General features: G+C 49.6%; 26 protein-coding genes and 1 tRNA gene. 9 read left to right on the top strand and 18 right to left on the bottom strand.

The window, feature by feature from the left end:
* Positions 1–6 precede the first annotated feature (6 nt).
* The 5 genes from EYC62_06065 to EYC62_06045 all read left to right on the top strand — a co-directional run bounded on the left by EYC62_06065 (position 7) and on the right by EYC62_06045 (position 4,822).
* Positions 7–579 carry a peptide deformylase gene (locus EYC62_06065; protein ID TAH33912.1) on the top strand — a complete coding sequence of 191 codons (573 nt, stop codon included), beginning with the start codon at positions 7–9 and terminating at the stop codon, positions 577–579.
* A 119-nt stretch (positions 580–698) separates the two neighbouring features.
* A complete protein-coding gene (locus EYC62_06060; protein ID TAH33911.1) occupies positions 699–1,070 on the top strand; it encodes a hypothetical protein in 372 nt (123 codons plus the stop codon).
* 68 nt (positions 1,071–1,138) lie between these two features.
* A complete protein-coding gene (locus EYC62_06055; GenBank protein TAH33910.1) occupies positions 1,139–3,211 on the top strand; it encodes a hypothetical protein in 2,073 nt (690 codons plus the stop codon).
* A 17-nt stretch (positions 3,212–3,228) separates the two neighbouring features.
* Positions 3,229–3,975 (top strand): hypothetical protein, encoded by a 747-nt coding sequence (locus EYC62_06050; GenBank protein ID TAH33909.1) that lies wholly within the window; start codon positions 3,229–3,231, stop codon positions 3,973–3,975.
* Between the two features lies 1 nt (position 3,976).
* Positions 3,977–4,822, top strand: coding sequence for a hypothetical protein (locus EYC62_06045; protein TAH33908.1), 846 nt, complete (start codon positions 3,977–3,979; stop codon positions 4,820–4,822).
* Between the two features lie 21 nt (positions 4,823–4,843).
* Here EYC62_06045 and EYC62_06040 read toward each other — a convergent pair.
* The 12 genes from EYC62_06040 to EYC62_05985 all read right to left on the bottom strand — a co-directional run bounded on the left by EYC62_06040 (position 4,844) and on the right by EYC62_05985 (position 13,361).
* A tRNA-Met gene (locus EYC62_06040) sits at positions 4,844–4,918 on the bottom strand.
* Between the two features lie 107 nt (positions 4,919–5,025).
* Positions 5,026–6,204, bottom strand: coding sequence for a tRNA 2-thiouridine(34) synthase MnmA (mnmA, locus tag EYC62_06035; GenBank protein TAH33907.1), 1,179 nt, complete (start codon positions 6,202–6,204; stop codon positions 5,026–5,028).
* 12 nt (positions 6,205–6,216) lie between these two features.
* Positions 6,217–6,423, bottom strand: coding sequence for a Fe-S assembly protein IscX (gene iscX / locus EYC62_06030; protein TAH33906.1), 207 nt, complete (start codon positions 6,421–6,423; stop codon positions 6,217–6,219).
* 1 nt (position 6,424) lies between these two features.
* Positions 6,425–6,769: a 2Fe-2S iron-sulfur cluster binding domain-containing protein gene (locus EYC62_06025; protein ID TAH33905.1), complete on the bottom strand. Its 345-nt coding sequence runs from the start codon at positions 6,767–6,769 to the stop codon at positions 6,425–6,427.
* A 24-nt stretch (positions 6,770–6,793) separates the two neighbouring features.
* Positions 6,794–8,623: a Fe-S protein assembly chaperone HscA gene (gene hscA, locus EYC62_06020; GenBank protein ID TAH33928.1), complete on the bottom strand. Its 1,830-nt coding sequence runs from the start codon at positions 8,621–8,623 to the stop codon at positions 6,794–6,796.
* Positions 8,623–9,363: a Fe-S protein assembly co-chaperone HscB gene (gene hscB, locus EYC62_06015; protein ID TAH33904.1), complete on the bottom strand. Its 741-nt coding sequence runs from the start codon at positions 9,361–9,363 to the stop codon at positions 8,623–8,625. Before hscB ends, hscA begins: the two co-directional genes overlap by 1 nt.
* Positions 9,275–9,604 carry an iron-sulfur cluster assembly accessory protein gene (locus EYC62_06010; protein TAH33927.1) on the bottom strand — a complete coding sequence of 110 codons (330 nt, stop codon included), beginning with the start codon at positions 9,602–9,604 and terminating at the stop codon, positions 9,275–9,277. Before EYC62_06010 ends, hscB begins: the two co-directional genes overlap by 89 nt.
* An 81-nt stretch (positions 9,605–9,685) precedes the next feature.
* Positions 9,686–10,081 carry a Fe-S cluster assembly scaffold IscU gene (gene iscU, locus EYC62_06005; protein ID TAH33903.1) on the bottom strand — a complete coding sequence of 132 codons (396 nt, stop codon included), beginning with the start codon at positions 10,079–10,081 and terminating at the stop codon, positions 9,686–9,688.
* A gap of 18 nt (positions 10,082–10,099) precedes the next feature.
* A complete protein-coding gene (locus tag EYC62_06000; GenBank protein TAH33902.1) occupies positions 10,100–10,456 on the bottom strand; it encodes a hypothetical protein in 357 nt (118 codons plus the stop codon).
* A 1-nt stretch (position 10,457) separates the two neighbouring features.
* Positions 10,458–11,681, bottom strand: coding sequence for an IscS subfamily cysteine desulfurase (gene iscS, locus EYC62_05995; protein TAH33926.1), 1,224 nt, complete (start codon positions 11,679–11,681; stop codon positions 10,458–10,460).
* 65 nt (positions 11,682–11,746) lie between these two features.
* Positions 11,747–12,868, bottom strand: coding sequence for a cysteine desulfurase (locus EYC62_05990; GenBank protein TAH33901.1), 1,122 nt, complete (start codon positions 12,866–12,868; stop codon positions 11,747–11,749).
* Positions 12,861–13,361 (bottom strand): Rrf2 family transcriptional regulator, encoded by a 501-nt coding sequence (locus EYC62_05985; protein TAH33900.1) that lies wholly within the window; start codon positions 13,359–13,361, stop codon positions 12,861–12,863. Before EYC62_05985 ends, EYC62_05990 begins: the two co-directional genes overlap by 8 nt.
* 218 nt (positions 13,362–13,579) lie before the next feature.
* Here EYC62_05985 and EYC62_05980 point away from each other — a divergent pair, with 218 nt between their 5' ends.
* A complete protein-coding gene (locus tag EYC62_05980; protein TAH33899.1) occupies positions 13,580–14,254 on the top strand; it encodes an alpha/beta fold hydrolase in 675 nt (224 codons plus the stop codon).
* Here the strand turns inward: EYC62_05980 and EYC62_05975 are convergent, their stop codons facing one another.
* The gene (locus EYC62_05975) at positions 14,255–15,331 is read right to left on the bottom strand and encodes an anhydro-N-acetylmuramic acid kinase (protein ID TAH33898.1); all 1,077 of its coding nucleotides are present in this window, start codon (positions 15,329–15,331) and stop codon (positions 14,255–14,257) included. It abuts the gene before it with no gap.
* Between the two features lie 46 nt (positions 15,332–15,377).
* On the opposite strand from EYC62_05975, the gene EYC62_05970 reads away from it, so the two are divergent.
* The gene (locus EYC62_05970; protein TAH33925.1) at positions 15,378–16,610 is read left to right on the top strand and encodes a tyrosine--tRNA ligase; all 1,233 of its coding nucleotides are present in this window, start codon (positions 15,378–15,380) and stop codon (positions 16,608–16,610) included.
* Between the two features lies 1 nt (position 16,611).
* Here the strand turns inward: EYC62_05970 and EYC62_05965 are convergent, their stop codons facing one another.
* The 3 genes from EYC62_05965 to EYC62_05955 all read right to left on the bottom strand — a co-directional run bounded on the left by EYC62_05965 (position 16,612) and on the right by EYC62_05955 (position 21,558).
* On the bottom strand, positions 16,612–17,100 hold the full coding sequence (locus EYC62_05965; GenBank protein TAH33897.1) for a glyoxalase: 489 nt from the start codon (positions 17,098–17,100) through the stop codon (positions 16,612–16,614).
* A 115-nt stretch (positions 17,101–17,215) separates the two neighbouring features.
* On the bottom strand, positions 17,216–18,370 hold the full coding sequence (locus EYC62_05960; GenBank protein ID TAH33896.1) for a hypothetical protein: 1,155 nt from the start codon (positions 18,368–18,370) through the stop codon (positions 17,216–17,218).
* A 101-nt stretch (positions 18,371–18,471) separates the two neighbouring features.
* A complete protein-coding gene (locus EYC62_05955) occupies positions 18,472–21,558 on the bottom strand; it encodes a DUF3971 domain-containing protein (protein ID TAH33895.1) in 3,087 nt (1,028 codons plus the stop codon).
* Positions 21,559–21,649: 91 nt separating this feature from the next.
* Between EYC62_05955 and EYC62_05950 the strand changes: the two genes are divergently transcribed.
* Both EYC62_05950 and EYC62_05945 read left to right on the top strand, forming a co-directional pair.
* Positions 21,650–22,288 (top strand): thioredoxin-dependent thiol peroxidase, encoded by a 639-nt coding sequence (locus EYC62_05950; GenBank protein TAH33894.1) that lies wholly within the window; start codon positions 21,650–21,652, stop codon positions 22,286–22,288.
* Positions 22,289–22,391: 103 nt separating this feature from the next.
* Complete coding sequence (locus tag EYC62_05945; GenBank protein ID TAH33893.1) at positions 22,392–23,297, top strand: hypothetical protein; 906 nt, start codon at positions 22,392–22,394, stop codon at positions 23,295–23,297.
* On the opposite strand, the gene EYC62_05940 is transcribed toward EYC62_05945, so the two are convergent.
* Together EYC62_05940 and EYC62_05935 are read right to left on the bottom strand one after the other, a co-directional pair.
* Positions 23,294–24,389, bottom strand: a protein-coding gene (locus tag EYC62_05940; protein ID TAH33892.1) for a peptide chain release factor 2 whose coding sequence is annotated in 2 segments (ribosomal slippage) — positions 23,294–24,319 and positions 24,321–24,389 — 1,095 coding nt in all. Because the reading frame shifts where the segments join, the coding sequence is not laid out codon by codon here. The two genes, EYC62_05945 and EYC62_05940, sit on opposite strands and share 4 nt — an antisense overlap.
* Before the next feature lie 112 nt (positions 24,390–24,501).
* Positions 24,502–26,252, bottom strand: a 1,751-nt coding sequence (locus tag EYC62_05935; protein TAH33891.1) for a penicillin-binding protein, incomplete at its 5' end; no start/stop codon positions are given.

The raw sequence follows: 26,252 nt of genomic DNA, 5'->3' as shown, positions 1-26,252 counted from the left end.
TTACCTATGGCTACATTACATTATGTTTCACAAAACAACCATCCACCGAACCATCGCAGTCTGCACCCGGCGATTGTCGATTGTTCCCATAATTCCTTACGCGAAACTTCCAAACCGATAGATCTAAATAACCGCAGCGAAGCAGAACAAGTCTGGCGCAAAATGGAATCTATTATGGAAGAATTGCGAACCATTCACGATTTTCGCAATTCGTTGGGGCTGTCTGCCATACAAATAGGCATTCCGTTACGCATGTGCATTATTTGGACACCGCAACGCGGATACATACACATGGCTAATCCAGAAATTCTGGAAGCCAGCGCCCAAGTATCCAGTGAATATGAAGGTTGCCTTAGCTTCTTTGATGTTCGCGGCCGCGTGGCGCGTCCTTACGGTATCTTAACGCGTTATTTGCAAAAAGATTTCACCACTAAGGAGCAAGCTTTTACTTCCTGGTCGGCGCGAATCATTCAGCATGAAATTGATCACATGAATGGCATTATTTATACCGACCGCATGCAAGCCGGCGAACGGCCGATTGCCTATGAAGATTATCTGGTTCTGAAAATGGCCGGATAGAACCGTAGGAAAAACCGGGGCATTTACCCCGGTTTTTTCAATTTACCTCTGAAATTGCAATATAATTCCGGTTAAATTATTAATTGCAACCCAGCCCATTTCGCCGTAGTAATATCGGCGTGACCAACAACCGTTTAAATCCCGTTATATATTATTTTCTGATCGCCGCTTTATTGCTGCGGTCGTTGGTTCCAATTGGCTATATGCCCGATGTATCGTCCGGGATTTTTAAAATTACCATTTGCACGCCGGGCGGCGCAAAAACCATCAATTGGGATTCTGGGTCGCACCCCAACAACGGCAATCAAACCGGCAAAAATATCTGTGACTTTGCCGGGTTAATATCGTTCTCGACCCTGCCTGTGGTTGAAATTGTCAAAATTATTCCACAAATCGCGGTTTGGTCTGGAGTTTGGCAAATTGAATTTATCGCCAGGTTTCTAAATACCCAATTTCAATCCCGCGCCCCGCCTATCTCCATCAATCAATAAATTGCATCTGCGCTGATGGCGGCCTTGCCGCCTGCAGCGCCTATTCAACGATTTTTGGATATAGCGTAATGAACGCCATTAAAAAACATAATGTCGGCCGGAAAATAGCCGAAACCCTGGACGATTTTGCAGGCGGAATGGGCGAAATTACCCGCACGGGTGCCGGAAAATCCGCTGGCGCATCGATTGATTCCGCTTCTTTCGCCATAGAAGACGATCATACCGGCGTGCGCCCGGATATTTTGAAACCGGATGGGAATACGAGGGACAAAACACAAAATACAGAAGAAAACGAATCCGCCGAAACGCCAGAATTATTGTTGGAAAATATCCTGAAAATGCTGGACAGCCATTTGATTCAGCAAATGGACTTCGAAGAATCCTGGCTGGAATCGCTGCCGGATGGATTATATTCTTATCGCGGCAGGCGCGGGGGAATGCGGACTTTATTGACGATACAATTGTTGATGATTCTGCAGCAACAACAAATCGCCAATCAAGATCACATACAATTCGCCCAAGCGCAATTGTTGCGCCAACTGCAAAACATATCGGTCCAATTGCAGCAGGCTATGCGGTTGCCGGAATCGCGGCAAGCGCAGGCAATTGCGGAAATTTTAAGTCGCCCGGAAAACCGCGCCGCCATTACAACCGCAAAATTGCAATTGCAAAACGCGCCGCAGCTGCCACAGCGCGCGCCATTCGTTCAATTGGCGGCAATCGCGGCCAGTCAAATGGTTTCCCAGGCGCAACCGGCCATGCGCCAATTGGTTGCGGATCTTGCTATACGTCTGGAAAAATATCCGCTTAGCCCCAGCGTTGAAAAAACCGTCCGCGAACTGGTCCGCTTGGCCATTCCGATAACGCAAGCAACATCCAAACATCCGGCAACAGCCGCTTCAACCGTTATATCGAATGCCGCACGGCCGCAACACGCCGTTGGCAGAGTTCAAACGACCTTACAAACAATCCGCCAAACGTTATTGCCGCCAAAAATTTCGGCCGCCTTCATAAATGCGGCAAACAGCGCCGCAACACGGCCATCCGGCGTTCCGTCTGCCAGACTGGAAATAAAACCACTGGAAATAAAACCACTGGAAATAAAACCGTTGGCCGAATCAACCACACAAAATAACAAGCGGCAGGATATTGGCATAAAAGTGCCGCCAAGCCCCATCGCGCCTGTTTTCGCCACTGATGTAAGTATACCACGGACCAACGAAGCGGCGGCAGGTATCGTGCATCTATCGGCCGTGCGGCAACGAATTGCCGTTCCAGACACTCCTATTCCGCCTAGCGTGCAGAAAATATTCGCCGAAACCCTTATCAACATCGACCGGGCCATATCGCCGCCCTTGTTACGGCCGGAATCGGCGCGTGCGATATCGATGCGAGGCCAATCGCCACCCCCGCAATTACAGGCTGCCGACACCAGAATGACCGAACAACACGCATATCGTGCGGTGAATGTCGTTCCGGCGCCGCCATCCAATATTTCTATTCCTTCGAGCATCGAGCGGCCAACGGCGCCAATTATTGCAACCCCACTAAGGGAATCGAGCCCGATTTCAACGCAAACACCGGTAAAAACCGCATTATCCTATAATCTCCCTACACAAGATCAGATCCGCCAACCGGAAATAAACACGCCAAAATCAACCATACCAGACACGCGACACGCAGCCGCCCCCAACCTACAACCGGCCCAAAACCTCGCTTTGGAGCCGGCAAAAGAAACGTCCAGGCCAGATATAACGACAAAAAGTACAAGCCGTATTGCCGAGGCGCAACCGGCGGCGAAACCGGAAACCGCATTCAGACAAGAATCGAAACCAATCCAAGAACAGGCGGCAAAACCGCCGAATCAACAATTACCGGAACCAGGCAACATAAATACCAATTCGGGCATAAACAAACCACCCACGCAGGCATTCGATTTCAGCATGCCTGGCGCCGCACCTGCCAATCCTCAAACAGGAATCATGACCGGCGAAGTGGCCGATTGCTGTAAAGAAACCACCCCGCCAGCGGCCATCAATACCGCAAATCAAGCCACGCCATTAACCGCGGAATCGAAACCCGGCGAAGTAAAACCATCTAATCCATTGGCTAAATTCCGCGCATCGAAACAAAGAACTTAAATCAGGAGAAATAAATCATGACACAACAACATTACAGTTTTATCGCGCCAGGCGCTTTTATGGGCATCAGGCCTCTGTTCTTGCCCGAAGCCAGCGTTACGGCTAACTCCGCTTTCCAGAATTTCATCTCCCGCCGCTTGCCGGAATTGCGGCAGGCCGGAATGAATCTATCCGGCCGCGCCGCTGCAATCGATGCGGAACTGGAATCGTTGCGCGCACAATTGACGCCGCGCCTGACACATCATTATCAACTGGTCAATCAAGCCCACCATATCGACTTGAAAATCGGCGACCGCAGCCATGAAATAGAATTATGGTGGCCGAAAAATCCGCCGAACAGCGGACCGGACAATTTCGCCAAGCCTTGTTGCGGCGTGTTTCTGATCCGTGGCGACGATGGCCACATGCAATTGCGCGTCGGGTATCAGCCTGGCGTGCTGTTGATCGATGTCAATAATCCCGCCATTCCAGCCGCGTTGGCCGTGCATACCGTAAAACGGCAATTGCTGACGCAAAAAATACAATCGGTGCATATCAATATTTACGGCGATCCGGCGGAAAACAACTCTATTTCCGGGCAAGCGAAAATCATCCGCGCCGAATCGCCAGATCAAAATACGGAATTGGACGAGCCGTTAATATACATACGAGACGCATTTGCGTCCGGCGCAGGCAGCATAGATGCCGAAGGGCTGGCCGGATTGCTGGAGATCGGCGGCATAGGCGCGATCAGTATCGCGCTGCGCCAACGGGGAGGACGTTAAAATGATCACAAAACTGGCCATATCTCCGGTTGGAAGATTTATTTCGATTGCCGCATCGGTATTGTTGCCGCATTTGCCATGCGTTTTGATTGCATCGGGAATTTGGGGTGCAGGAGCGGCGCTTGCGTCAATTGTCATGAATCCATGGATCGTTGGAACGATGGTATTCGCGTCGCTCTGGACCGGTACATTGGCCCATCGCGCGATATGCGGATGGCGTTGCGCGATCGATGCCTGTGTTCCAGCGCCAGATTTTGCTGCAACGTTGCGGCACAAATCGTTCAATCAGCTGAGCGACGATCTTACGACCCTGAACAAACTTAAAACACGGCGCAATATAGGGCTTGGCGTTGCCTATGCCGTTACGGCGGCAGCATCGGCGGTATATTTGCCGCCATTGCTGCACGATCATTCATCCCATTGCGCCAGTATCACCTCGCTCGACCCGGACAAACGTATTTTACTCGCCTGCCCCAACAGCGAAAAAACCGTTTTGGTTGCACTGTCACCGGAAAATAAGGTGGTGTTTATCGACGGCGCGGAATGGGGCGTGCAAAAAATGGATATCTGCAATGGCGCGCCGCAAATAATGATTATGGGATCGCACCGCAGTTATGGCGTTCGCACTTTAACCCCCAAAGAAACGACACAGATTTTCCGCGCCTGGAGCTGCTGCACCATTGAAAAGGAAATGAATGCAATCGACGCCAGCGATCTGCCCGATCCGGTCAAGGCGGCGTTCAAGGATGCGGTGGAAAAAGCCTGGATGGGCGACGCCTCTACCCCTGTCATTTGCGCCGACCCCGCGATGCAAAAAGCGATGGAGCAGAAACAAAGACAGAAGTAAGACGGTAAAGGTCAATAGAATTGGTGGCGGAGAGTGGGATTGAACCACCGACCAACGGCTTATGAGTCCGCTGCTCTACCACTGAGCTACCCCGCCACACCAGTGAACAGTGTACGGTGAATAGTGTACAGTGTCCAGAGAGGCAGAAAATAAAGCTTCTGCCCTGTCTGGTCAATCATAAAATATCGTAAAATATCAGTACTTTAAACTGTTTTATGGGTAAGAGAGAGATTTTTACCGTTACCCGTCCACTGTCCACTGTCCACCGAATCCCGCCGGATCCATCCGCCACCCAGCATATGGGAACCGCGATAAAACACGCAAGCCTGGCCCGGCGCGATACCAAGGCGCGGTTCGTCCAATACCACCTCGGCCATGTTATTTTCACGCGGGTACAAAGTCGCGCCTTGCAATGGCTGCATGGACCGCATTTTGACCAAAACTTTTTCGCCATCCGCGATTGGGCGCGCGCCTAACCAATTAATTTCGGCAACCATAAACCGGTCCTTGCCCAGCGCCTCGCGCGGGCCGACCACGACTTGCTTCAATTCCGGATTCAAACGAATCACATATAATGCATCGCCATCGCTGTCTTTGCGGCCGCCAATGCCAAGCCCTTTGCGTTGCCCGACTGTGTAATGCAAAATTCCTTCGTGACGGCCCAGCACGTTGCCGGATAAATCGACGATATCGCCGGGATCGGCCGCATCCGGGCGCAATTTCATCACCACGCTGGCATAATCGCCATTTGGAACAAAACAAATATCCTGGCTGTCGGGTTTATCGGCAACCGCCAATCCCATGCGCCCAGCCATCGCGCGGGTTTCGTCTTTCGATAAATCGCCCAGCGGAAAGCGCAGATAATCCAATTGATCTTGCAAGGTCGTATATAAAAAATAACTTTGATCGCGGCCCATATCGGCGCCTGCATGCATTTCCGCGCCATTTTCGCCCATCACCCGGCGCACATAATGTCCGGTCGCCAGGCAATCCGCGCCAAGTTCGCGCGCGGCCTTAACCAGATCGCGGAATTTCACGGTTTGATTGCATTTGATGCATGGCACAGGGGTTTCGCCGCGCAAATATGAATCGGCAAAATCATCGATCACATCTTGTTTGAATCTTGATTCATAATCCAAAACATAATGCGCGATGCCCAATTTATCGGCCACCATCTTGGCATCGTAAATATCCTGGCCCGCGCAGCACGCGCCCTTTTTCCCAACCGCCATGCCGTAATCATATAATTGCAGCGTGATGCCGATAACACGATAACCTTGTTCATGCAACAACCCGGCCACAACCGACGAATCCACGCCGCCCGACATCGCTACGACGACCAGCGTATCTTTCGGTTCTTTGTTGATGCCAAGGGAGTTCATATCATTTCCGCGCTAATCGCGTTCATCCAGCCAAGTCATTTGAATGGCTTCTAAAATCTTTTCGTTGGATTTGTTCGGATCATCCGCAAAATCCGGCAATTCCCGCACCCATTTATGCAAATCGGTGAAACGGATTTGCATAATATCGACATCCGGATATTTTTCTTCCAGTGCAAAAACGATATCACGCGTATCGGTCCAACGAAGCGGTTTTGCCATACTAGCCGGCCTTCTTATCCACTTGCATATTGCGCGTCGCGGCAGGCAGCGTGACGGTCAAACCATCTAATTCGTCTTTCATAATGATTTGGCAACCCAAACGCGAGGTATGGGTCAGGCCGAAGGCAAGATCCAACATATCCTCCTCTTCTTCGGTTGCCGGTTCCAAACGTTCGTAATCCTGCTGCGCGACGATGCAATGGCAAGTTGAACAGGCCAGCGAGCCTTCGCACGCACCTTCGAGATCGATGTCATTGCGATGCGCGATTTCCAAAACCGACAAGCCATTTGGCGCTTCGACTTCTTTGCGGTTTCCGGATTGATCGATAAAAGTCATTTTTGGCATTTTATTTTTTCTCCACTTTGATTTCTAAGTTCCTAATTCCACATCGCCGATTTTCCGCCCTTCCAAATTCTGCGCAATGGCGCGGTCCAGCCGCATTTGCGCGAAGGGTAAAAATTCATGCTCCAAAACCTCGGCCATTTGATTGATTTTCTCGCGTCCGGCCGATGGCAATAAATCCGCCAATGTTTTAGCAGATTCCGATAATTTTGCATACTCCGCAGCGGACAGCATATTTCCATCCAATTTCAGCGCTTCGTTTACGGCATGGATCAGCCGTTCAGCCTCGATCCGCGCCTCTGCCAGAAGGCGTTTTTGCATATCCTCGGCCCCGTGAATCATCGAATCGCGCAACATTTGCGCCATTTCGTCTTCGGTGATGCCATAGGTCGGCTTAACCTCGATCCGTTGCAATTGGCCGGTGGTTTTTTCGGTCGCGCTGACGGTCAAAAGCCCATCGGCATCCACCGTAAAAGTCACCAAAATACGCGGCACGCCAGCGGTCATCGGCGGAATGCCATGCAATTCAAATTTGGCCAGCGACCGGCAATCGGATGCCGCTTCCCGCTCACCTTGCAGCACATGAATCGCCATTGCGCCCTGCCCGTCTTGATACGTGGTAAATTCCTGCGCCTTAGCCACCGGAATCGGCGTATTGCGATCGATAATTTTCGACACCAGTCCGCCATAGGTTTCAACGCCCAGCGATAATGGCAAAACATCCAGCAATAAATGATCGCTGCCTGATGTCAATGCTTCGGCCTGAATGGCGGCGCCAGCCGCAACCACCGTATCGGGATTCAAATTGCATAATGGCGCCTTGCCAAAAAACTCCAGCAGTTTCTGCCGTACCAGCGGCACGCGCGTCGAACCGCCGACCAAAACAATATCTTTAATTCCGGCTTTGCTCAATTGAGCATCCAGCAACACGCGGGAGAAAATATTCAATGTTCGCGCAATCAATTTCCCGGCAATATTTTCAAATTCCATGCGCGATAATTTTAAATTTTCACTTTCCCATAAATCTTGCGTTGTCAGCGCTTCTTTCGCCTGACGCGCCGACAACAATATTTCCTGCAAATTAGCCGCCGTCAGATTTATTTTCTTTTGCGCGGACCAAAATTCCACTATCGCTTTGTCAAAATCATCGCCGCCCAGGGCCGTATCGCCGCCGGTTGCAATTACCTGGAATACGCCGCGTTCCAATTTCAGAATCGATACATCGAACGTGCCGCCGCCCAGATCGTAAATGGCATAAACGCCTTCGGCGGCGTTTTCTAGGCCATAGGCCACCGCCGCCGCGGTCGGTTCATTTAAAAGACGCAAAACATCGATCCCGGCAATTCGCGCGGCATCGCGGGTTGCGGTGCGGGCCGCATCGTCAAAATAAGCGGGCACTGTAATAACCGCCCGGTCAACCTTTTTACCCAAAGCCTGTTCCGCTTGCGCTTTGGCGGCTTTTAAAATCTCTGCCGAAACTTGAATTGGTGTCAGGGATTGCCCCGCCACATTCAGGCGGATAATGCCGGTTTGCGCACGATCGATCGGATAGGCTTCGATTCCTTGCACACCGGCAATCTGATCTGCGCTTTTGCCCATCAGGCGTTTGATCGACCGGATAGAATTTGGCGCGTGGATAGCAGCCTTGCCAACGGCATTCACGCCATTTTTATCATAGGCAACAACTGACGGAATCAACCCCTCGCCAGTTTTATTGGAAATAATTTCCGCTTTTTGCCCGTGCGAAAACGCCACCACGGTGTTGGTGGTGCCCAAATCAATGCCAATCGCCACGCCTTGTTCATTGGCGTGCGGCGCCGGCGTTTGGCCAGGTTCATGAATTTGCAGCAGGCCGATCATAACCCGCTCCCAAGCAACTGGGCTTGGCGTTCCCGAATATCTTTTTGTAATTTCTGCAAATATTGCTGGCGCAATAGCAATTCTTTAACGCCATTCCAATTTGCCGTTTTAATAAAATCGGCAATCAAACGATATTGGCTATCCATTTCACCGGATAATTCCGCCAATACCGCATCAAATCCGTCCGAATCGGTTATTTCCGATACTTGTTCGCGCCGATCCATCATTTCGGTCAAAAGTTCGGCATCGTGAATGGTGCGTTCTTTTTGAACATCGTATTCGATGCCATTTAAACGCAATAAATAACTGGCGCGCAGCATTGGGTCTTTTAAGGTGTGGTATGCTTCGTTGATATCCACCGCCTGGCTTTGCGCCAGCAATTTTTCCTGGCCGGTTTTATTCGCGTACCGGTCTGGATGCAGTTTTTTCTGCAATTCAATATAATTTTTTTCCAATTGCCCAAGATCGACCGTAAAATCCTGCACGATACCCAGCAATTCAAAATAATTTTTTGCGGTTGGCGGCTGCACCGCATGACAGGACGGGCAGAATAAAGATTCTAAACGCTGATTTTCAGCGCAAGACCAGCAGGCGCTTTTGCCCATCGGTAAAGGATTATTGGATTTAACCACTGGCATATGAAACCCATTAAACGTGAAACGATTCGCCGCAACCGCAACGGCCTTTTTCATTCGGGTTGGTGAATTTGAACCCGGACTGCAATTTGTCTTCGACATAATCCATTACGGTGCCAAGCAAAAACAGGGTCGCTTTCGGTTCAATCAAAATCGTAACGCCTTTATCTTCGACCACTTCGTCCATCGGATCACGCGCATCGGCATATTCCAATGTATAGGTCATGCCGGAACATCCACGCGCCTTAACGCCGATGCGAATACCGGCCGATGGCTTGCCGCGCGCATCCAATAATTTGCGAACGCGTTCTGCCGCCGCATCGGTAATGGTCAATGCCGGCATTTTCGGCCGGGCAGCGCGGGTTTTTACCGCGCCTTGCGGTGCGGCAGGAAGATCTTTGGATTCGGTCGTGCAATCGGTCATTTACGCGGCGTCCTGTTTATCGTTTTTCGCTTTGTAATCTTTGATCGCGGCTTTGATCGCGTCTTCGGCCAAGATCGAGCAGTGAATTTTCACTGGCGGCAAGGCCAAATGCTGCGCAATTTCAGTATTTTTAATTTGCGCGGCTTCGTCCACCGATTTTCCTTTAATCCATTCGGTTGCCAGCGAAGACGATGCAATCGCCGAACCGCAGCCGAATGTTTTAAATTTCGCGTCTTCGATGATACCGGCATCATTGACTTTGATTTGGAGTTTCATCACGTCACCGCAAGCCGGCGCGCCGACCAAACCGGTGCCGACATTTTTATCGTTCTTATCCAGGGAACCTATGTTCCGTGGATTTTCATAATGTTCGATTAATTTTTCGCTATAAGCCATGGTATTTCTCCTTTTATCTTATTGAAGCTGTTGTCTCCGCAGAGCATCGTTTATTGCAACTAAGAGAGCGGATACTTGCTCTCCGTTACGAAGAGCCATTGCCAGACGCTGTTCCAAAGTGGGATCCAATTGCATTACTGCACCCGTTATTGTCAAACTGCCACCTTCCAACACGCCTTCCGCCGCGGTGTTTCTTCTATCTGCCAATCCTTCTAACCCGGCCACTCTTTGAAAGGTTGTATTGCACTCGCAAACCTGAACGCCGACTATCTTGCCGTCCTGCGTTCCAAAACTAACCTCGACGTTCACAACATCCGGCCCATCGGCGCCTTTTTGTTCGAAACTTGTTACCGCTTTGATTGCAATCGCTACCATATCAATGCTCCGCCCATTGGATAGATTTCAAATCGATACCCTCTTGCACCATTTCCCATAACGGACTCATGGCGCGCAGTTTTTTTACGGCGCTGGTGATATCATGCACTGCTTTATCAATGTCGGATTCGGTCGTAAAGCGGCCAAAACCCAAACGCAGCGATGTATGCGCCAATTCTTCTTCAACGCCCAGCGCGCGTAATACATAAGACGGTTCCAGCGACGCGGAAGTACAGGCAGAACCCGACGACACCGACAGGTTTTTAATGCCCATCATTAACGATTCGCCTTCGACGAAGGCAAAAGAGATATTCAAATTTCCTGGAATGCGGTGTTCCATATCGCCGTTGATATAAATCTGATCCAATTCTTTGCGAATGCCGTTCAAAAACCGGTCTTGCAGTTTTTTCAACCGTTCTGATTCGGATGCCATTTCATTCTGCGCGATCTCACACGCCTTGCCCAAGCCAACGCATAATGGCGTTGGCAAAGTGCCCGACCGCATGCCGCGTTCCTGTCCGCCGCCGGAAATCAAAGCCATCAGACGCACACGCGGCTTGCGGCGCACATACAGCGCGCCGATGCCTTTTGGTCCGTAAATTTTATGGCCGGAAATCGACATCATATCGATATTCATTGCCTCAACATCCATCGGCATTTTGCCGGCGGCCTGCGCCGCATCGGTATGGAAAAATACGCCACGTTCGCGGCAGATTTTGCCAATCGCAGCCAAATCCTGAATCACGCCGATTTCATTATTCACCGCCATAATCGACACCAATACGGTTTTATCGGTAATGGCGTTTTTCAATTCGTTCAAATCGATCAAGCCGTTTTGTTTCACCGGCAAGTATGTGACCGTGAAACCTTCTTGTTCCAAATGGCGGCAAGAATCCAGAACGCATTTATGTTCGGTAACGCAAGTGATGATGTGGTTTTTTTTGTTTTTGTGACATTGTGCCGCGCCTTTGATCGCCAAATTGTTCGATTCGGTCGCGCCGGATGTAAACACGATTTCTTTTGGATCGGCATTGATCAGGGACGCGATTTGCTCGCGCGCTGTTTCCACGCCGTCTTCCGCTTCCCAGCCGAATAAATGATTACGGCTGTGCGGATTGCCGAATTTTTCGGTAAAATACGGCATCATCGCGTCCAGAACGCGCGGATCCATGGGCGTGGTCGCCTGGTAATCCAGGTACACCGGTTTTTGCGTCGGCGCGGCCATCGTACGGCTTTGCGCGCGTTCTAAATTAATTTCTTTTTTTACTGCCATTCCCATAATTTCGTTCCTTATCCTGCTTTTAAATTCGACTTAGAATAATTCTGATCTAACGATAAATAATTAACCAAAAAATCCTCGATATCGTGCGCATCGCTGTTCCATCCCGTCGATACGCGCAAGGCGCAATCGGCGACATCCGCGCCATACCCCATCGCCTGCAATACCTGCGACGGTTTAATTTTTCCCGATGAACAGGCCGATCCCGCGCTGACCGCGACGCCAGCCATATCGAGGCGCATCAATTGCATATCGCTTTTCATCGCCGGCCAAATTAAACAAGTCGTATTCGGCAAACGGTGCGCATCCATGCCGGCAATTTTAACGGTGCTGTTTTTAACAATCGCGCTTTCCAATTGCTGTTGCAAACGGCGCATAACCAAAATCTCGGTTGCCATTCTTTGTTTCAATTCGCCGATCAAGGCGCCAAATCCGGCGATTGCCACGATATTTTCCGTGCCTGAACGGCGCGAACGTTCCTGACCGCCGCCACGTATCAGCGCCATCAGCGGAACCGCATCGGTAAAAACCAGCGCGCCTATGCCTTGCGGACCGCCGGATTTATGCGCGGCAATTGTCATCAAGTCGACACCCAGTTGGGCAAAGTTAATTGGCATTTTGCCCAGCGCCTGCACAGCATCCGTGTGCACCAACGCGCCATATTTTTTGGCTATTTCGGCAATTTGTTTGACCGGTTGGATCACGCCGGTTTCATTGTTCGCCAGCATAACCGATACCAATGCAGGCTCGCTATTCGCCACCAGCATTTGCTCCAACAAATCCAGCCGTACAGTACCGTTGTGATCGACCGGAATAATTTCCGCATTCTTATTTACCAAACGCACCGAATCATGTTCGATCGCCGACACTAAAACACGCTTGCGCCCCGTGCATTGAATGGCGGTATTGTTCGCTTCGGTACCGCCGGAAGTGAAAATAATCTGGTTTGCATTGGCGCCGATAAATTCCGCGATCTCCAACCGAGCGGATTCTACTTTTTGGCGCGCTTTGCGGCCAAAAGCATGAATAGACGAGGCATTGCCCGGAACGGTCATCGCAGCGGCCATAGCCTCCCGCACCGCCGGACGCAGCGGGGAAGTCGCGTTGTAATCGATGTAAACCACATCACGCATTGACCAATTTTTCCTTTTGCATTGGAATGAATTTTAAATCCTGTTTTTCAATACATCCATTAACACCGGATAATTTCCCATTGACCACGTCGGCCAAAGTAACCGAGGATAAATAATCGTGAATCACTTCGCCCAATTCTTCCCATAAATGATGGGTTAAACACCGGCTTTTGTCGCTGCGGCAACCTTGGTTAGGATCGTTATTGCAATTGGTGGTGCGAATCGGTTCGTCGGCCGCATCCACAATATCGGAAATCAGAATTTCTTCCGCGGACTTAGCCAAACAAAATCCGCCGCCTGGGCCACGCATGCTTTTGACCAAGCCGCGTTTGCCTAATTTTGAAAATAACTGTTCCAGGTACGACAACGATATTTCCTGACGCGCGGCGATGGACGCGAGGCTTACAGGCTTATCCGTGCCATCCTGGGCGCATTGGCGGCTTATATCCACCAATGCCGTTACCGCATATCGTCCTTTGGTACCTAATCGCATGACTTAACCCCTATCTACGGTTTTTCTTGCCTTTTCTGGCATGTTTCGTTATAGTCCGCAGCCTTGTAAGGCTTTTATAGCAATAGCCTTGGTATTGTTTACAGTATAAGCCATATATAATAATGTTGAGTAAAACAGTCAACTATAATCCCGCAAGAATTTTATGGCCTTTCGCTTGAACTATATTATTGAAAATAAACGATTTTTTGAGGTGTTTGATGCCTGAAGTCATCTTTAACGGCCCATCCGGCCGTATCGAAGGCCGTTACCAGCATGGTCCGAGCAAAACTTGTCCGATCGCCGTGATGTTGCACCCGCATCCACTGCACGGTGGCACGATGAATAACAAGGTGGTTTATGCCTTGTATCAAACATTTTTGAAACGCGGATTTTCCACCCTGCGGTTTAATTATCGCGGCGTCGGACGCAGCCAAGGCAATTTCGACCGGGGCGAAGGCGAATTGGCCGATGCAGCCGCAGCGCTTGATTGGTTGCAAACCTATAACCCAAATGCTGAAAGTGTTTGGATTGCCGGGTTTTCGTTTGGCGCCTGGATCGGCATGCAGTTATTGATGCGCCGTCCGGAAATCGCCGGATTTATTTCTGTCGCTCCGCCAGCAGGATTATTCGATTTCGGATTTTTGGCGCCATGCCCATCTTCGGGCTTGATGGTGTCCGGCGGACAGGATGAAATTATTCCCGAAGGCGCGGTGCAAAATTTGGTCAAAAAATTATCCGCGCAAAAGGGCATTACGATCACGCATCACGAAATCAAAGATGCGAATCATTATTTCACCGAACATTTGGATGAATTATGCGGCACGGTCGATAAATATCTGATCGAGTCCATGCAGCCAGCCAAACCGGTTCGTGTGCGTACACGCCGCGCTTAACTATTTTAAAAAGATTTTTCCGCCCGTTAACGGCTGTTTCACGCCGGTCGTGCCGGGGAAGCTGATCGGCAAGCCGCGTATGACGCGCGCGGCCAGATAGGCAAATGCCTGTGCTTCAATCAAATCGCCGTTCCATCCTAATTCATCGGCATTTTTAACATGCGGCAACACGGCGCGCAGCGAATCCATCAAGAATCTATTTTTCCGTCCGCCGCCGCATACAATCCATTGCAATGGCGCGGATGGAAAGAAACTTTGGGCGGCAATAATGGATTGCACCGTGCATGCGGCCAATGTCGCCGCGCCATCGGCCAGATTCAAATCCCGCACCAGCGATACATTGAAATGATCCCGGTCCAGCGATTTGGGCGGCGTTTGCGTGAAATAAGAATCGGCCAAAAATTCCGCCAATATTCCAACATCTATTTTTCCGCGCCGCGCGGTCTCACCGTTTTCATCGAATGTTTGATTACTATGTTGCCGTATCCAATCGTCGATCATGGCATTGCCTGGCCCTGTATCAAACGCGATCAATTCGCCGTTCGCGCCGATATACGTCACGTTGGCAACACCTCCAATATTCAAAACCGCAACCGGTTTCGGCAAATCACGGCACAACGCCCGATGAAATATAGGGACCAGCGGCGCACCCTGTCCACCCGCCGCAACATCGTCCGACCGGAAGTCATAAACAACCTTGATTCCGGTTTCGCGCGCCAACATTTCCGCATCGCCAATTTGTAACGTTTTTTTATTTTTGGGATCGTGAAAGATCGTATGGCCGTGAAATCCCAGATAATCGACCTCGCCCGGATTTTTGCCCAGAGTCGCCAATAATTCCCGCGTCGCGCGGATATGGAATTGGGTCAGTTCGGCGGCAACGCCAGCCACATCGCCCTTGCCGCCCAAAACCGATTCCAGCCGTTTTTGAAAATCCGCCGGATAGGCCAAATAGTGCCCCGCCCCAAAAACCAGCCGGTTTTCGCCGTCTGTTTGAATAAAAGCCGCGTCCACACCATCCATAGATGTGCCGGACATAAGGCCGATAATGTTGTAAAGTGGACTGGATTCTGTCATGGCAATATTATAGTATATGGCTCTTTTAAAACTGGCAAAGCAAAGCATGACATACAAATCCGAATTTTTAAATATCTTGCAATCGCGCGGCTTTATTCACCAAGGCACCGATCTCGTGGCATTGGACGCGCTGGCGCATAAAAACGAAGTGGTCGCCTATGTGGGCTATGATTGCACCGCCGATTCGCTGCATGTCGGGCATTTGCTGTCGATCATGATGCTGCATTGGCTGCAAAAAACCGGTAACAAGCCTATCGCGCTGATGGGCGGCGGCACGACCAAGGTCGGCGATCCATCCGGCCGAGACGAATCGCGCCAATTGCTGACCGACGAAGTCATCGCCGCGAACATGGCCAGCATCAAGCGCGTGTTCGGCAATTATTTGAAATTCGGCGACGGCAAGCAGGACGCCATTATGGTCAATAATGCCGATTGGCTGGATAAACTCGAATATATTCCGTTTCTGCGCGATGTGGGGCGGCATTTTTCCATCAACCGCATGCTGACCATGGATTCGGTGAAACTGCGCCTGGAACGGGAGCAGCCTCTATCGTTCCTGGAATTCAATTACATGATTTTGCAAGGATATGATTTCGTCGAATTGCAGCGGCGTTATGGTTGCAATCTGCAAATGGGCGGATCGGATCAATGGGGCAATATCATCAGCGGCGTCGATCTGGCGCGGCGCATTTCCCAGCGCGATGTGTTCGGCCTGACCTGTCCGCTACTGACGACATCCAGCGGCGCGAAAATGGGCAAGACTGCTTCGGGCGCGGTATGGCTGAACGCGGAACGCCTGCAACCATACGATTTCTGGCAGTATTGGCGCAATACCGAAGACGCCGACGTGGGCAAATTCCTGCGCCTGTTTACCGAACTGCCAATGGATGAAATTGCGCGCCTGGAAAAAGCACAAGGCGGCGAGCTGAACGACGTAAAGAAAATTCTCGCGACCGAAGTGACTAAACTATGCCACGGCGCGGATGCGGCATCGCATGCGGCCGAAACCGCACGCAAAGTGTTCGAGGAAGGCGGCATTGGCGGCGATATTCCGAAAATCGAAATTCAATCCGATTCCCTGGCCGATGCGCTGGTTCAATTGCAATTCGCCGCCAGCAAAAGCGAAGCACGCCGCCTGATCAAATCCAACAGCGTCAAAGTGAACGATAAGCCAATAGACAATGAGTTGTATAATTTTTCCGCGCAAGATTTCGGCGGTGGAAATGGCGCAAAAGTCAGCGCAGGCAAGAAAAAAATCGGCCTTGTTTTAAAATCGTGATTTAAACCGGCGATTCTTTCAGCAACGCATCCAAATCCAAACGGCGCGTATACATATCGATGCTGCCATCCGGTTTGCGAGGCCACTCATTTTCTGGTTTATCCCAATATAGTTCAACGCCGTTCTGATCCGGATCGCGCAGATAAAGGGCATGGCTGACGCCATGATCGCTGGCACCATCGAGCGCGATCCCGGCGTCTAATACGCGCCGCAATGCCTCGGCCAGCTTGGCGCGGCTAGGATATAAAATCGCGGAATGATAAAGCCCTGTGGTGCCTGGCGCGGGCGGCGTTCCTCCCAAACTTTCCCAGGTATTAAGGCCGATATGATGGTGATAATTGCCGGCGGCGATAAAGGCGGCCTCGCGCCCATAGCGCGCTTTGATTTGAAACCCCAGAACACCGCAATAAAATCCAAGCGCGCGTTCCAAATCCGCGACTTTTAAATGCACATGGCCGATTTTAACGCCGGGATCTATGATAAAAGACACTTGCCGCTTCCTTCAATTAATAACTATTCGAAACTTAATATAGGGTGAATAGTGCGGATAGCAAATGCCCAGAAACCCACAGGCAAAAAAGTGTGCGATGTTGAAGATTGGTTGATTAGCGTCCGTTATTGCCAGGATTAAATTTAAATTCTATCGGTTTAAATTCTAATTTGGCCCCATTATCTTTTTCAGGCCTGCCGGTATCGCGAATGCTAACTAAACGATCGCGAAGCGGTTTATAATTGTTGTCTGCAAACTTCGCCCGATTTGCAATTTCTCCGGCAACCAAAACGACCTCTGGAAATTTGCTATTTTTAAGCGTTTCTGCCATTTCCGCAGCAGCGGCATCGGGAACATTTTTCCAATCTAGAAACAACATAAAGCTGATCAAATTTTTTGGCGGCAAATTTCCAGAATCAACCGCGCGCTGAACAAATGCGGGAAACTTATCGTTCCAAGGCATCGGATTCTGCTCTTTTGCCGCCTTGCTTAAAGCAGGCAGAAATTCGCTTAGATCTATCACATATCCATAATTCAAAAAGCAGTTCGGAAATAATTTTGCGCCAGCCGGCAAAAGCGGCTGAATGATTTCAGACAGATTGGTATTAACCGACTTACCATTTTGATCGATCACTATATTTCCAGCATTATCCCGCTTTAGAACGGACTGACGCACGTCGGCGCCGACCGAGGTTAAAGCCATAACCCTGGCCAATGCTTTTTGAAGCTCTTCCGGCTTTTGATCTTTGGTCACAGACGCCTTCTGTAGCGCCTCCATTGCACTAAGCAAAGCTTGGTCTAGAAATATTTTATCGGTGGGTTTAATGGATTGGCGCAGAAAAACGCAGTTATTGATTGCCTGTTGGGCGTCGGCTTCTTTTTGTCCGAAAATAGCCGCTTCATAAGACCTCGTATGCCCTTGCAACCAATCGGAGAATGACGGCTTTAATTCTGCGGGTAATTTGTCATTTTCAACAATTTTACCGTCTTGAATAAAACGCTGGGGAACAATCGCATTTACGCGAATGCCCATCCAACAGATATCGAATCTTCCGATTTGCTTGTCATTAACAGCCTGGGATATATTGATTGCCGTAGAGTTTTCATCCTTCGGCACTTCCTGAACAATAAGCTTGTTCAAATCAAGTTTGGTGGGTGGATTGCGAAGCGCATTTCTTGGATCTGCGGCGGTGCCATCAAATGCCACACCTGGCGAAGTAAAAATGGCAGCAGCGGACAATGCCCATGCTAAGGCTGTATTGTTTCTCATTATTCCCTCCAATAAAATTTTTGTTTCTATATCAATGATTTTTAAGCCAATCAATCGATATTAAATGACCGGTTTTTGGAATATTATTTCTATAAATATAATTAGTTTTCAAATACTTCGCGCAAAATTCCAGGCGTCAGGGCGGATAATGGATTCACGCTTACGCGCGGCGCGCCGGTTGGACCCTTAATACTATAGGTAAAAGCAAACAACGGTTGCTCGCCGCCTGCGGTCAAAATCGTGCCCACCAGCGGAATATCGGAAATGATTTTATTGATCGAATTGGCCGGAATCAGAACCCCATCCAAATCGAACAAGCCGCGATTTAAATCGATATTGCCATCGGCTTTCAATCCGATCGACGATCCGCTGACGCGGGCTTTTTTGACGCTGACCAGATCGTTCTGCAATTTAAAATCGGCCGCGAGCTTTTCAAAACCGATTCCTTCGCCGGAAAGATTTTGTAAAATTCCAGGCAAGGAAGAAAGATTCAGCAATTTTGCCAAAATCGGCGCATCCTTGACCGAAAAATTGGTAATTAAAACGCGGCCATTCAGAATTGGGTCTTTTTTCTTATCGTCATAAGCACCTTCAATGCTGATTTTTCCGCCATGCATGGAATCATATATATCCGCCGCGCGCAGAAACGAACCGGCATCGTCGGATTTAACAGTCAGACGCCGACCGGATGGATCCGGCAAAATTATTATTTCTGCCGGCACGGGATTTTCTTTTTGATTTTGCGTTACCGCGTTAAACCGCATCGATTCGAATTCGCCATTTTTCACAATTTTGCGCGATTTAACCTGCATAAAATCTTGCAATCCGCCCAGGGACAAATTGGCAAGGTTTATGTCTATGGTATAAATTGTATCGTCTTTTTCTTCGTCCCGCGCACGATAAATATGCGCCATATCAAACCGGTTACCCCATAAATTAACTACATAAGATTTTTCTTTCTCGCGCTTCATAATCACTTGGGCATTATTGCCTGGGGTTTGCAATTGTTTTACCTCAAGGCGCGACAATATATTGCCGGCATTGAATTCCGCCGTGCCGTCGATTTTGACATCCTTGGCCGCAAGACCGAAATTGGAAATTTGCCGCAACTCGTTATTGGCTAGAATCATATCTATCTTGCCCGTGGCCGGCGTACCGGTTTCTTTCCACCAATTGGCCTGCGGAACCGCGATCGCTGTTTTTTGCAAATTGGCTTTCAAGGATAAACGGCTGTCCTGTTTATTCAGAACCGCATAATCCAATTCCACATCCGCTATGCCCGATATCGGCAGCGGTTTCGGCAGGTCCAGAATATCGATGCCAATATCCGGCAGCGCGGCCGATACCAAATACTGGCTGCGAACATTTTTGGGTTTGTCACGGAAATCTTCTTTCCACACCAATCCCATAGGAAGACCGGCCAGATAGGCGTCGCCGCTGATTTCCATATCGCTTTGCGTAATTGCGATTTTCATTTGTCCGCGCGATAAAGGAAAGCCCCAGAACGCATTATTGTAGTATACTTTCTGCAAATTTCCATTAACAGCAATTGCCAATTGTTCCAATTGCAGATCTTTTAGCAAGGGAAACTTGAAACTAAGATCGGCGGTAAAATCGCCGCGAATCGAATCCGCTTTGATATCGCGTTTGCTAGGCAATTTTAACGGCTCGTGATCGACGATTTGTATCGCCGTTGTCAGATCGCCGGATGCGGCGATTTTAATATCGATATCCTGATCGTGTTGCGACAATCCGCGAATGGTAACATCCCCCGCGCCCAGATTTATTTTCTGCACCGCGCCGCTGGTGGTTTTAACCCAGAAATTATCGGCATCGAATGTCGCCACGCCGTCAACGCCGGTTGCCACCGGCAGTGGGTGAAAATAATCCACGGTCGCATCGGCGAAATGAATTTCGCCTTTTACTTCATCGGTTGTCAATTGCGCCGGGTTATCTTTTGGCGCGTGACCTTTAAATTCGGCTTTGGCAATGCTTACCTGGCCCTGCTGCACATTGGGAACCACCCAATCGCGCGCATCCTTGGCCACGATCTGCGGCCAATACATATCGAGATCCTTGATATCCAGATTATGAATTTCGGATTTGATATGCATTTGGTATTGATCGGCGGTTTTAATAACATCGCCCGACACATTTGCCTTCATCGTCCCAAAATTAAAATCGGCGGCGTTAATGTGCAGATTGCCTTGCTGATCATATTGTGCATCCAGATTGATGCCCTGTACCGGAACGTCCTTGGCAAAAAAATCGGACTTTTCGATTTGTCCGCCAGTTCCCTTGGCTTTAAATGAAATCGACTGAATAACGCCGGAGCGCGTGCCGTTGACGTTCAATTCGCCGCTAATCGGCGTTTTCAAGAATGCGAAATCGCGCATTTCCGGCAATAGCGCGGCAATATTGGCAAAATCGATATTTTCAAACTGGCTTTTAACCGAAATATCGTCGCCGCCGGCCGGCCAAGCGATATCGGTTTTAAACTGGCTGATTTTTTCATTCATTTCCAGTTGCAATTCGGCGCGGCCAAAAATCCCCTTGCGGTTGCGGACCAATTTCAAATTTACTTTAGGCGCCCATAATGAAACTTCGTTTTTCTGATCATCGAATAAAATCTCGCCTTCGCGGATTTCCACCCGCCGCAAAGCCGTAAGCGCCGGATGACCGTTATCTTTTCCGGTTAAGGAGTCCAATATTTCTTCGGCAAGAATATTTTGATTGTCTTTCGGCGTTTCTTCAACCGCCGCATTCGCATTGCGCATATCCGATAAGCCAATATGCCCATCCGCATACCTTATCACCGTCAAGGAAGGCTGAATCAAAACAATGCGCGATGGCGCGATTTTGCCGATCAATAAACTAGGCACGCTGATTCCAATCGCCAGATCCGGCAAAGTTGCCATGGGCTGATTATTGGCATCGAACGCTTGCAGCGATTGCAGGCGCAACACCACCGATTGGTGATCGCCGTCCCATTCCATTTGAGTATGTTCTATTTGCAGACGCATCGGCGCGTCTTTATCCACCAACCCCGAAACAATGTAAGGATTTAAATAATCGAGATCGATTGGCCCCATCATTAAACGCAGGCCCAACGCCACGGCAATAAGCGTGATACCGGCCAAAACGACGCCGGTGATTTCAATCAACAATTTGCTACTGCGTTTAATCATACAAAATACAAAAACGGTTATTGCACTATAAGCGGATTAGTTTATATCATCACCATACAGATCCCAACCAAATTTGCGGAAGGACCATAAAATGGCATTAAAAATCGGCGATAAAGCTCCCAATTTCAACGTTACGGCCACAGGCGGGAAGAAAATCAGTCTATCCTCACTTTCTGGCAAGAAAGTGGTCTTGTATTTCTACCCGAAAGACGACACTTCGGGTTGCACCATGGAAGCCTGCGATTTCCGCGACTCCATCGCCGCTTTTCGCAATTTAAACGCTATTGTGCTTGGCGTATCCAAGGACGATCTTAAAAGCCATGATAAATTCCGCGCCAAATATAGTCTGCCGTTCGATTTATTGTCCGACGAAGATGGCAGCCTGTGCGAAGATTATGGAACATGGGCGGAAAAATCCATGTATGGCCGCAAATATATGGGGATCGAACGCGCAACGTTCCTGATCGATGAAAAAGGAATTATTCGCGGCATCTGGCGCAAAGTTTCGGTGCCGGGCCATATTGACGAAGTGCGCGCGATGATCAGCGGAAAAAATATTGCGGCCAACAATAATGTAAAACCAACAGCAAAAACCAAAACAGCCAAAGTAAAAAGCAAGGCTAAGAAAATCGCCGCGAAAAAACTAACGTCAAAAAAACCAAAACCGAAAACCAAAAATAAAGTCAAAACAAAACCGGCAAAAACGAAATCGAAACGTAAGCGCGCCTAATAAAATTAGGTGAACTTTCCATGACAAGCGGCCTTCGGGCCGCTTTTTTATTGACAAAAACCCAATAATATCATATCTTTAATGGAAAATAGGGGGTGCAGCCATGGCCAAAACTTTTCGTAAACCAATAGCTGTTTCAGCACATATGCCATCTCCCAGCTCTACCGCGCCTACCGCTGTAGACGCAAAGCAAAAACCACAAACACCATCAGCTGATTTGGTTGGACAATTGGCCTTTGAAGCCGAAGTTATTGCGCGCCTTCAAAATACGCCATCCGTAATGCGCGCTAAAATGTTTACTTGGATCAAAATGGCTGGCGAGAATATAAATCATCCGGGTCTTGATGTAGAAGGCCCTAAGAAAGCGATTATTGCTCAGGCAAGTTATAGTTTTGCATCTTATATGATTGCCCATTTGGGAAAAGACGGAGAAAAAGGAATTCCCGCCAATCGAGATAACTTATTTCTTATCGGAAAAGCGTGCCATTTTTCCGCAAAACATGTAACGGCTGGCGCCAAAAAATCTAAAAACAGTCCGATGACATTGGCCGAAGAAGCCGCCGGCATTGTACAGCAATTGGATCAACAGCATAACCTTAGGACTTTTCCTTCGGACGCATTGTTGGATATGGCCGCGACATTGCGAATAGGCTGTACTAAATTGCCTGATCGCGATTTGGGAGATATTTTGGGCATTCAGACTTGGGCAAAAATTATTGGTATTTTGTGCGATCGCTTGCAGGTTATTCAAATGCATCCCGCAGATTGGGCGCCAAAGCGTACCGCCGCCGAAATTCAGGCGATGAAATCTTACTTGCGCGGTCAGCCGGAAGATGTTCCATTTCGACAAGCGGAATTGGAATCTTTGCATGCAACACGCGGGGAGGTTTTGACCAGAACTGTATTTCCGCTGGGCACCCAAGTTAAAAACAGGCCGAATATTTTTGGGGGTATGGTCAATAGCGTTGTTAGATTGTTTGGTGCAGGCCCGCGCGAACCAAACGGCTAAACCCGCTTCGCCAGAAATGCTTCTAAAAACGGATCGATATTCCCGTCCAGCACGCTTTGCGCGTTGCCGATTTCATGATCGGTGCGCAAATCCTTGACCATTTGATAAGGCTGTAAAACATACGAACGAATTTGATGGCCCCAACCGATATCGGTTTTTGCTTCATGCTGCGCCTGCGCCGCCGCTTCGCGTTTTTGCAATTCCTGTTCATACAAACGCGCTTTTAACATCTGCAATGCCATCGCGCGGTTGCGGTGCTGGCTGCGGTCGGATTGGCATTTTACCACAATACCGGTTGGCGTATGCGTCATGCGCACGGCGGAACTGGTTTTATTGACGTGCTGACCGCCAGCGCCGGATGCGCGCATCACATCGACCTGAATGTCTTTTTCCTGCACTTCGATATTGATATTGTCGTCGATCACCGGATACACCCACACGCTGGCAAACGATGTGTGCCGGCGCGCATTGGAATCGAACGGAGAAATGCGCACCAAGCGATGCACCCCCGATTCGCCTTTCATCCAGCCATAGGCGTTGGGCCCGGAAATTTGCAAGGTTGCCGATTTAATCCCGGCTTCCTCGCCGGGCGATTCATCCAGAATTTCGACTTTATACCCATGTTGTTCCGCCCAGCGCGAATACATGCGCATTAACATGAATGCCCAATCGCAAGCCTCCGTCCCGCCGGCGCCAGAATTGATTTCGAGATAAGTATCATTGCCATCCGCCTCGCCCGACAACAAAGTCTCCAGGCGTTTTTTGGCGACATCTTTGGATAATTTGCCGATCGCGGATTCGGCCTCCGCCACAATCGACGCATCGCCTTCCGCCTGCCCCAGTTTTACAAGCTCAATATTATCATTCAGCGCGTTTTCAATGGAACGCACCGCATCGATTTTGGAAGCCAGCGAAGTGCGCTCGCGCATGACTTTTTGTGCCGCCGCAGCGTCGGCCCATAAATTCGGGTCTTCCGCGCGTTGATTTAATTCCGCAAGTTTTACGACCGCTTTATCCCAGTCAAAGAGACCTCCGCATCAACTGAAGCGATTCGTTGATCGAAGTGACGATATGTTGAATTTCGGTGCGCATAATTTGGTTTCAGGCTCCAGGTATCGGGTTTCAGGTTAAAAATATATAGCAGAGAATTTTAAACCTCAACTAAAACAAACCTGACACCTGAAACCAGACACCCGACACCTTACTAATAAACACCGTCTAACTGGAACGGAAAGCTAAATCCGCGATCATCGTCTGAATTCGACGAACCGCTGCCGCCGTCGATAATGCGGCCCATATTGCCTTCCCAATTCGTATCGGAACGGAATGCCTCGAGAATGACGCCATTGTCGCCTTCGGTCGCTGGCTCGCCAGTGTGCATATCGACCGGCATAAATCGAACGCCTTCCGGCACCGGAAACGGTTTCGCCGGATATTTAACCAGGGCTTGTTTCATAAAATCCATAAATATTGGCGCGGAAACGGCGGCGCCGGTTTCTTTATTGCCCAGCGATTTTGGCTGATCAAACCCGACATACACGCCGACCACCAAGTCCGATGAGAACGCCATAAACCAAGCATCCTTGAAATCGTTGGTTGTTCCTGTTTTGCCGGCGATCGGAACGCCCAATGCCTTTACACGCGCCGCGGTCCCCCGTTCAACCACACCCTGCATCATATAAGTCAGCTGATAATCGGCGACCGGGTCGATAATTTGTTCACGCACCTCGATTAATTTCGGCGGCTTTTGGTTCATCCATTGGACATTTCTGCATATATCGCAAGTTCTGGCGTCGGCCTTAAATATCAGCTTCCCTCGCCGATCCTGGATACGATCAATCATATGCGGGGTAATTTTTCGTCCGCCATCGGCAACGGTGGCATAGGCCGCCGTCAGCTTCATCAGGGTTGTTTCCCATGCGCCCAAGGCGATTGCAAATTGCGGCGGCAATTTATCGGCAACGCCGAAACTTTCGATCAATCCCGTCACTTTTTCCATGCCTACGGCTTGCGCCAGACGAATAGTCATCAAGTTGCGCGACTGTTCCAACCCATACCGCATCGTCGCTGGTCCAGCATAATCCTCGGTATAATTTTCCGGCTGCCATAACGGCAAGCCGGGACCTTGTTCGATAGTGATCGGCGCATCAAGAACCAAAGTCGCCGGCGTCATGCCATTCAGCAATGCGGTCAAATACACAAATGGCTTAATGGCGGAACCTGTTTGCCGCATGGCTTGCGTGGCGCGGTTAAACTGGCCGGATTTTTTTTCTTCAAAACTAAATCCGCCAACCATCGCCAGCACGCGGCCGGAATGCGCGTCCAATACCACCATGCCGCCATTAACCGCCGGGAATTGTTGCAGCGTATATGCTTTATCCTTGCCTTTTGCCGGTTTGGCATCCGGCGATTGTTCCGCGACCGCGATAATATCGCCCACCCGCAATCCAGCGGCATTTTTTCCTTTACCAGTCCAAGCCAAATCAGCAGCGGTAACATATCCAACATCTCCGCCACGCGCGCCAACACGAATGCCGTTGGCGCCGATTTGCGTAACCACAGCCAATTGCCAATCATTCATGCCAAGCGGCACTTGCATATGCGCCAATTTTTGCTGCCAATTATCCAGGCTTTCCAATCGGCCAAAGGTCTTGCCGCGCCAGCCGTGACGGCGGTCATACGCGACAATACCGTCATTGAACGCTTTTTCGGCATAACGTTGCAAATCAGGATCAAGCGTTGTGAAAATCGCAAGTCCGCCTTTATACAATTCATCTTCGCCATATTGCGCATACAAATCGCGGCGCACATCTTCGCAGAAATAGTCGGCGCGAACCGATTCGATCCCGCCGCGTTTTTTTGTTCGCAAAGCCGCATCTTTCGCTTTTTTCGCTTCTTCGCGGCTAACAAATCCTTCTTCCTGCATCCTATCGATGACCCAGTCGCGGCGGCCTT

This window comes from Alphaproteobacteria bacterium, from assembly GCA_004295055.1.
Taxonomy (GTDB): Bacteria; Pseudomonadota; Alphaproteobacteria; order SHNJ01; family SHNJ01; genus SHNJ01.
Note: the sequence above shows the minus strand (reverse complement) of the source record. Positions and strands in the feature narration are given on the sequence as shown.

Bases quoted from the DNA above. Each gene is read 5' to 3' on its own strand.
- EYC62_06065 (TAH33912.1), top strand. From the start codon at position 7: ATGGCTACATTACATTATGTTTCACAAAACAACCATCCACCGAACCAT.
- EYC62_06055 (TAH33910.1), top strand. From the start codon at position 1,139: ATGAACGCCATTAAAAAACATAATGTCGGCCGGAAAATAGCCGAAACC.
- EYC62_06050 (TAH33909.1), top strand. From the start codon at position 3,229: ATGACACAACAACATTACAGTTTTATCGCGCCAGGCGCTTTTATGGGC.
- EYC62_06045 (TAH33908.1), top strand. From the start codon at position 3,977: ATGATCACAAAACTGGCCATATCTCCGGTTGGAAGATTTATTTCGATT.
- mnmA (TAH33907.1), bottom strand. From the start codon at position 6,204: ATGAACTCCCTTGGCATCAACAAAGAACCGAAAGATACGCTGGTCGTC.
- iscX (TAH33906.1), bottom strand. From the start codon at position 6,423: ATGGCAAAACCGCTTCGTTGGACCGATACGCGTGATATCGTTTTTGCA.
- EYC62_06025 (TAH33905.1), bottom strand. From the start codon at position 6,769: ATGCCAAAAATGACTTTTATCGATCAATCCGGAAACCGCAAAGAAGTC.
- hscB (TAH33904.1), bottom strand. From the start codon at position 9,363: ATGTCGAAGACAAATTGCAGTCCGGGTTCAAATTCACCAACCCGAATG.
- EYC62_06010 (TAH33927.1), bottom strand. From the start codon at position 9,604: ATGCCGGCATTGACCATTACCGATGCGGCGGCAGAACGCGTTCGCAAA.
- iscU (TAH33903.1), bottom strand. From the start codon at position 10,081: ATGGCTTATAGCGAAAAATTAATCGAACATTATGAAAATCCACGGAAC.
- EYC62_06000 (TAH33902.1), bottom strand. From the start codon at position 10,456: ATGGTAGCGATTGCAATCAAAGCGGTAACAAGTTTCGAACAAAAAGGC.
- iscS (TAH33926.1), bottom strand. From the start codon at position 11,681: ATGGCCGCGCCGACGCAAAAACCGGTGTACCTGGATTACCAGGCGACC.
- EYC62_05990 (TAH33901.1), bottom strand. From the start codon at position 12,868: ATGCGTGATGTGGTTTACATCGATTACAACGCGACTTCCCCGCTGCGT.
- EYC62_05985 (TAH33900.1), bottom strand. From the start codon at position 13,361: ATGCGATTAGGTACCAAAGGACGATATGCGGTAACGGCATTGGTGGAT.
- EYC62_05980 (TAH33899.1), top strand. From the start codon at position 13,580: ATGCCTGAAGTCATCTTTAACGGCCCATCCGGCCGTATCGAAGGCCGT.
- EYC62_05975 (TAH33898.1), bottom strand. From the start codon at position 15,331: ATGACAGAATCCAGTCCACTTTACAACATTATCGGCCTTATGTCCGGC.
- EYC62_05970 (TAH33925.1), top strand. From the start codon at position 15,378: ATGACATACAAATCCGAATTTTTAAATATCTTGCAATCGCGCGGCTTT.
- EYC62_05960 (TAH33896.1), bottom strand. From the start codon at position 18,370: ATGAGAAACAATACAGCCTTAGCATGGGCATTGTCCGCTGCTGCCATT.
- EYC62_05955 (TAH33895.1), bottom strand. From the start codon at position 21,558: ATGATTAAACGCAGTAGCAAATTGTTGATTGAAATCACCGGCGTCGTT.
- EYC62_05950 (TAH33894.1), top strand. From the start codon at position 21,650: ATGGCATTAAAAATCGGCGATAAAGCTCCCAATTTCAACGTTACGGCC.
- EYC62_05945 (TAH33893.1), top strand. From the start codon at position 22,392: ATGGCCAAAACTTTTCGTAAACCAATAGCTGTTTCAGCACATATGCCA.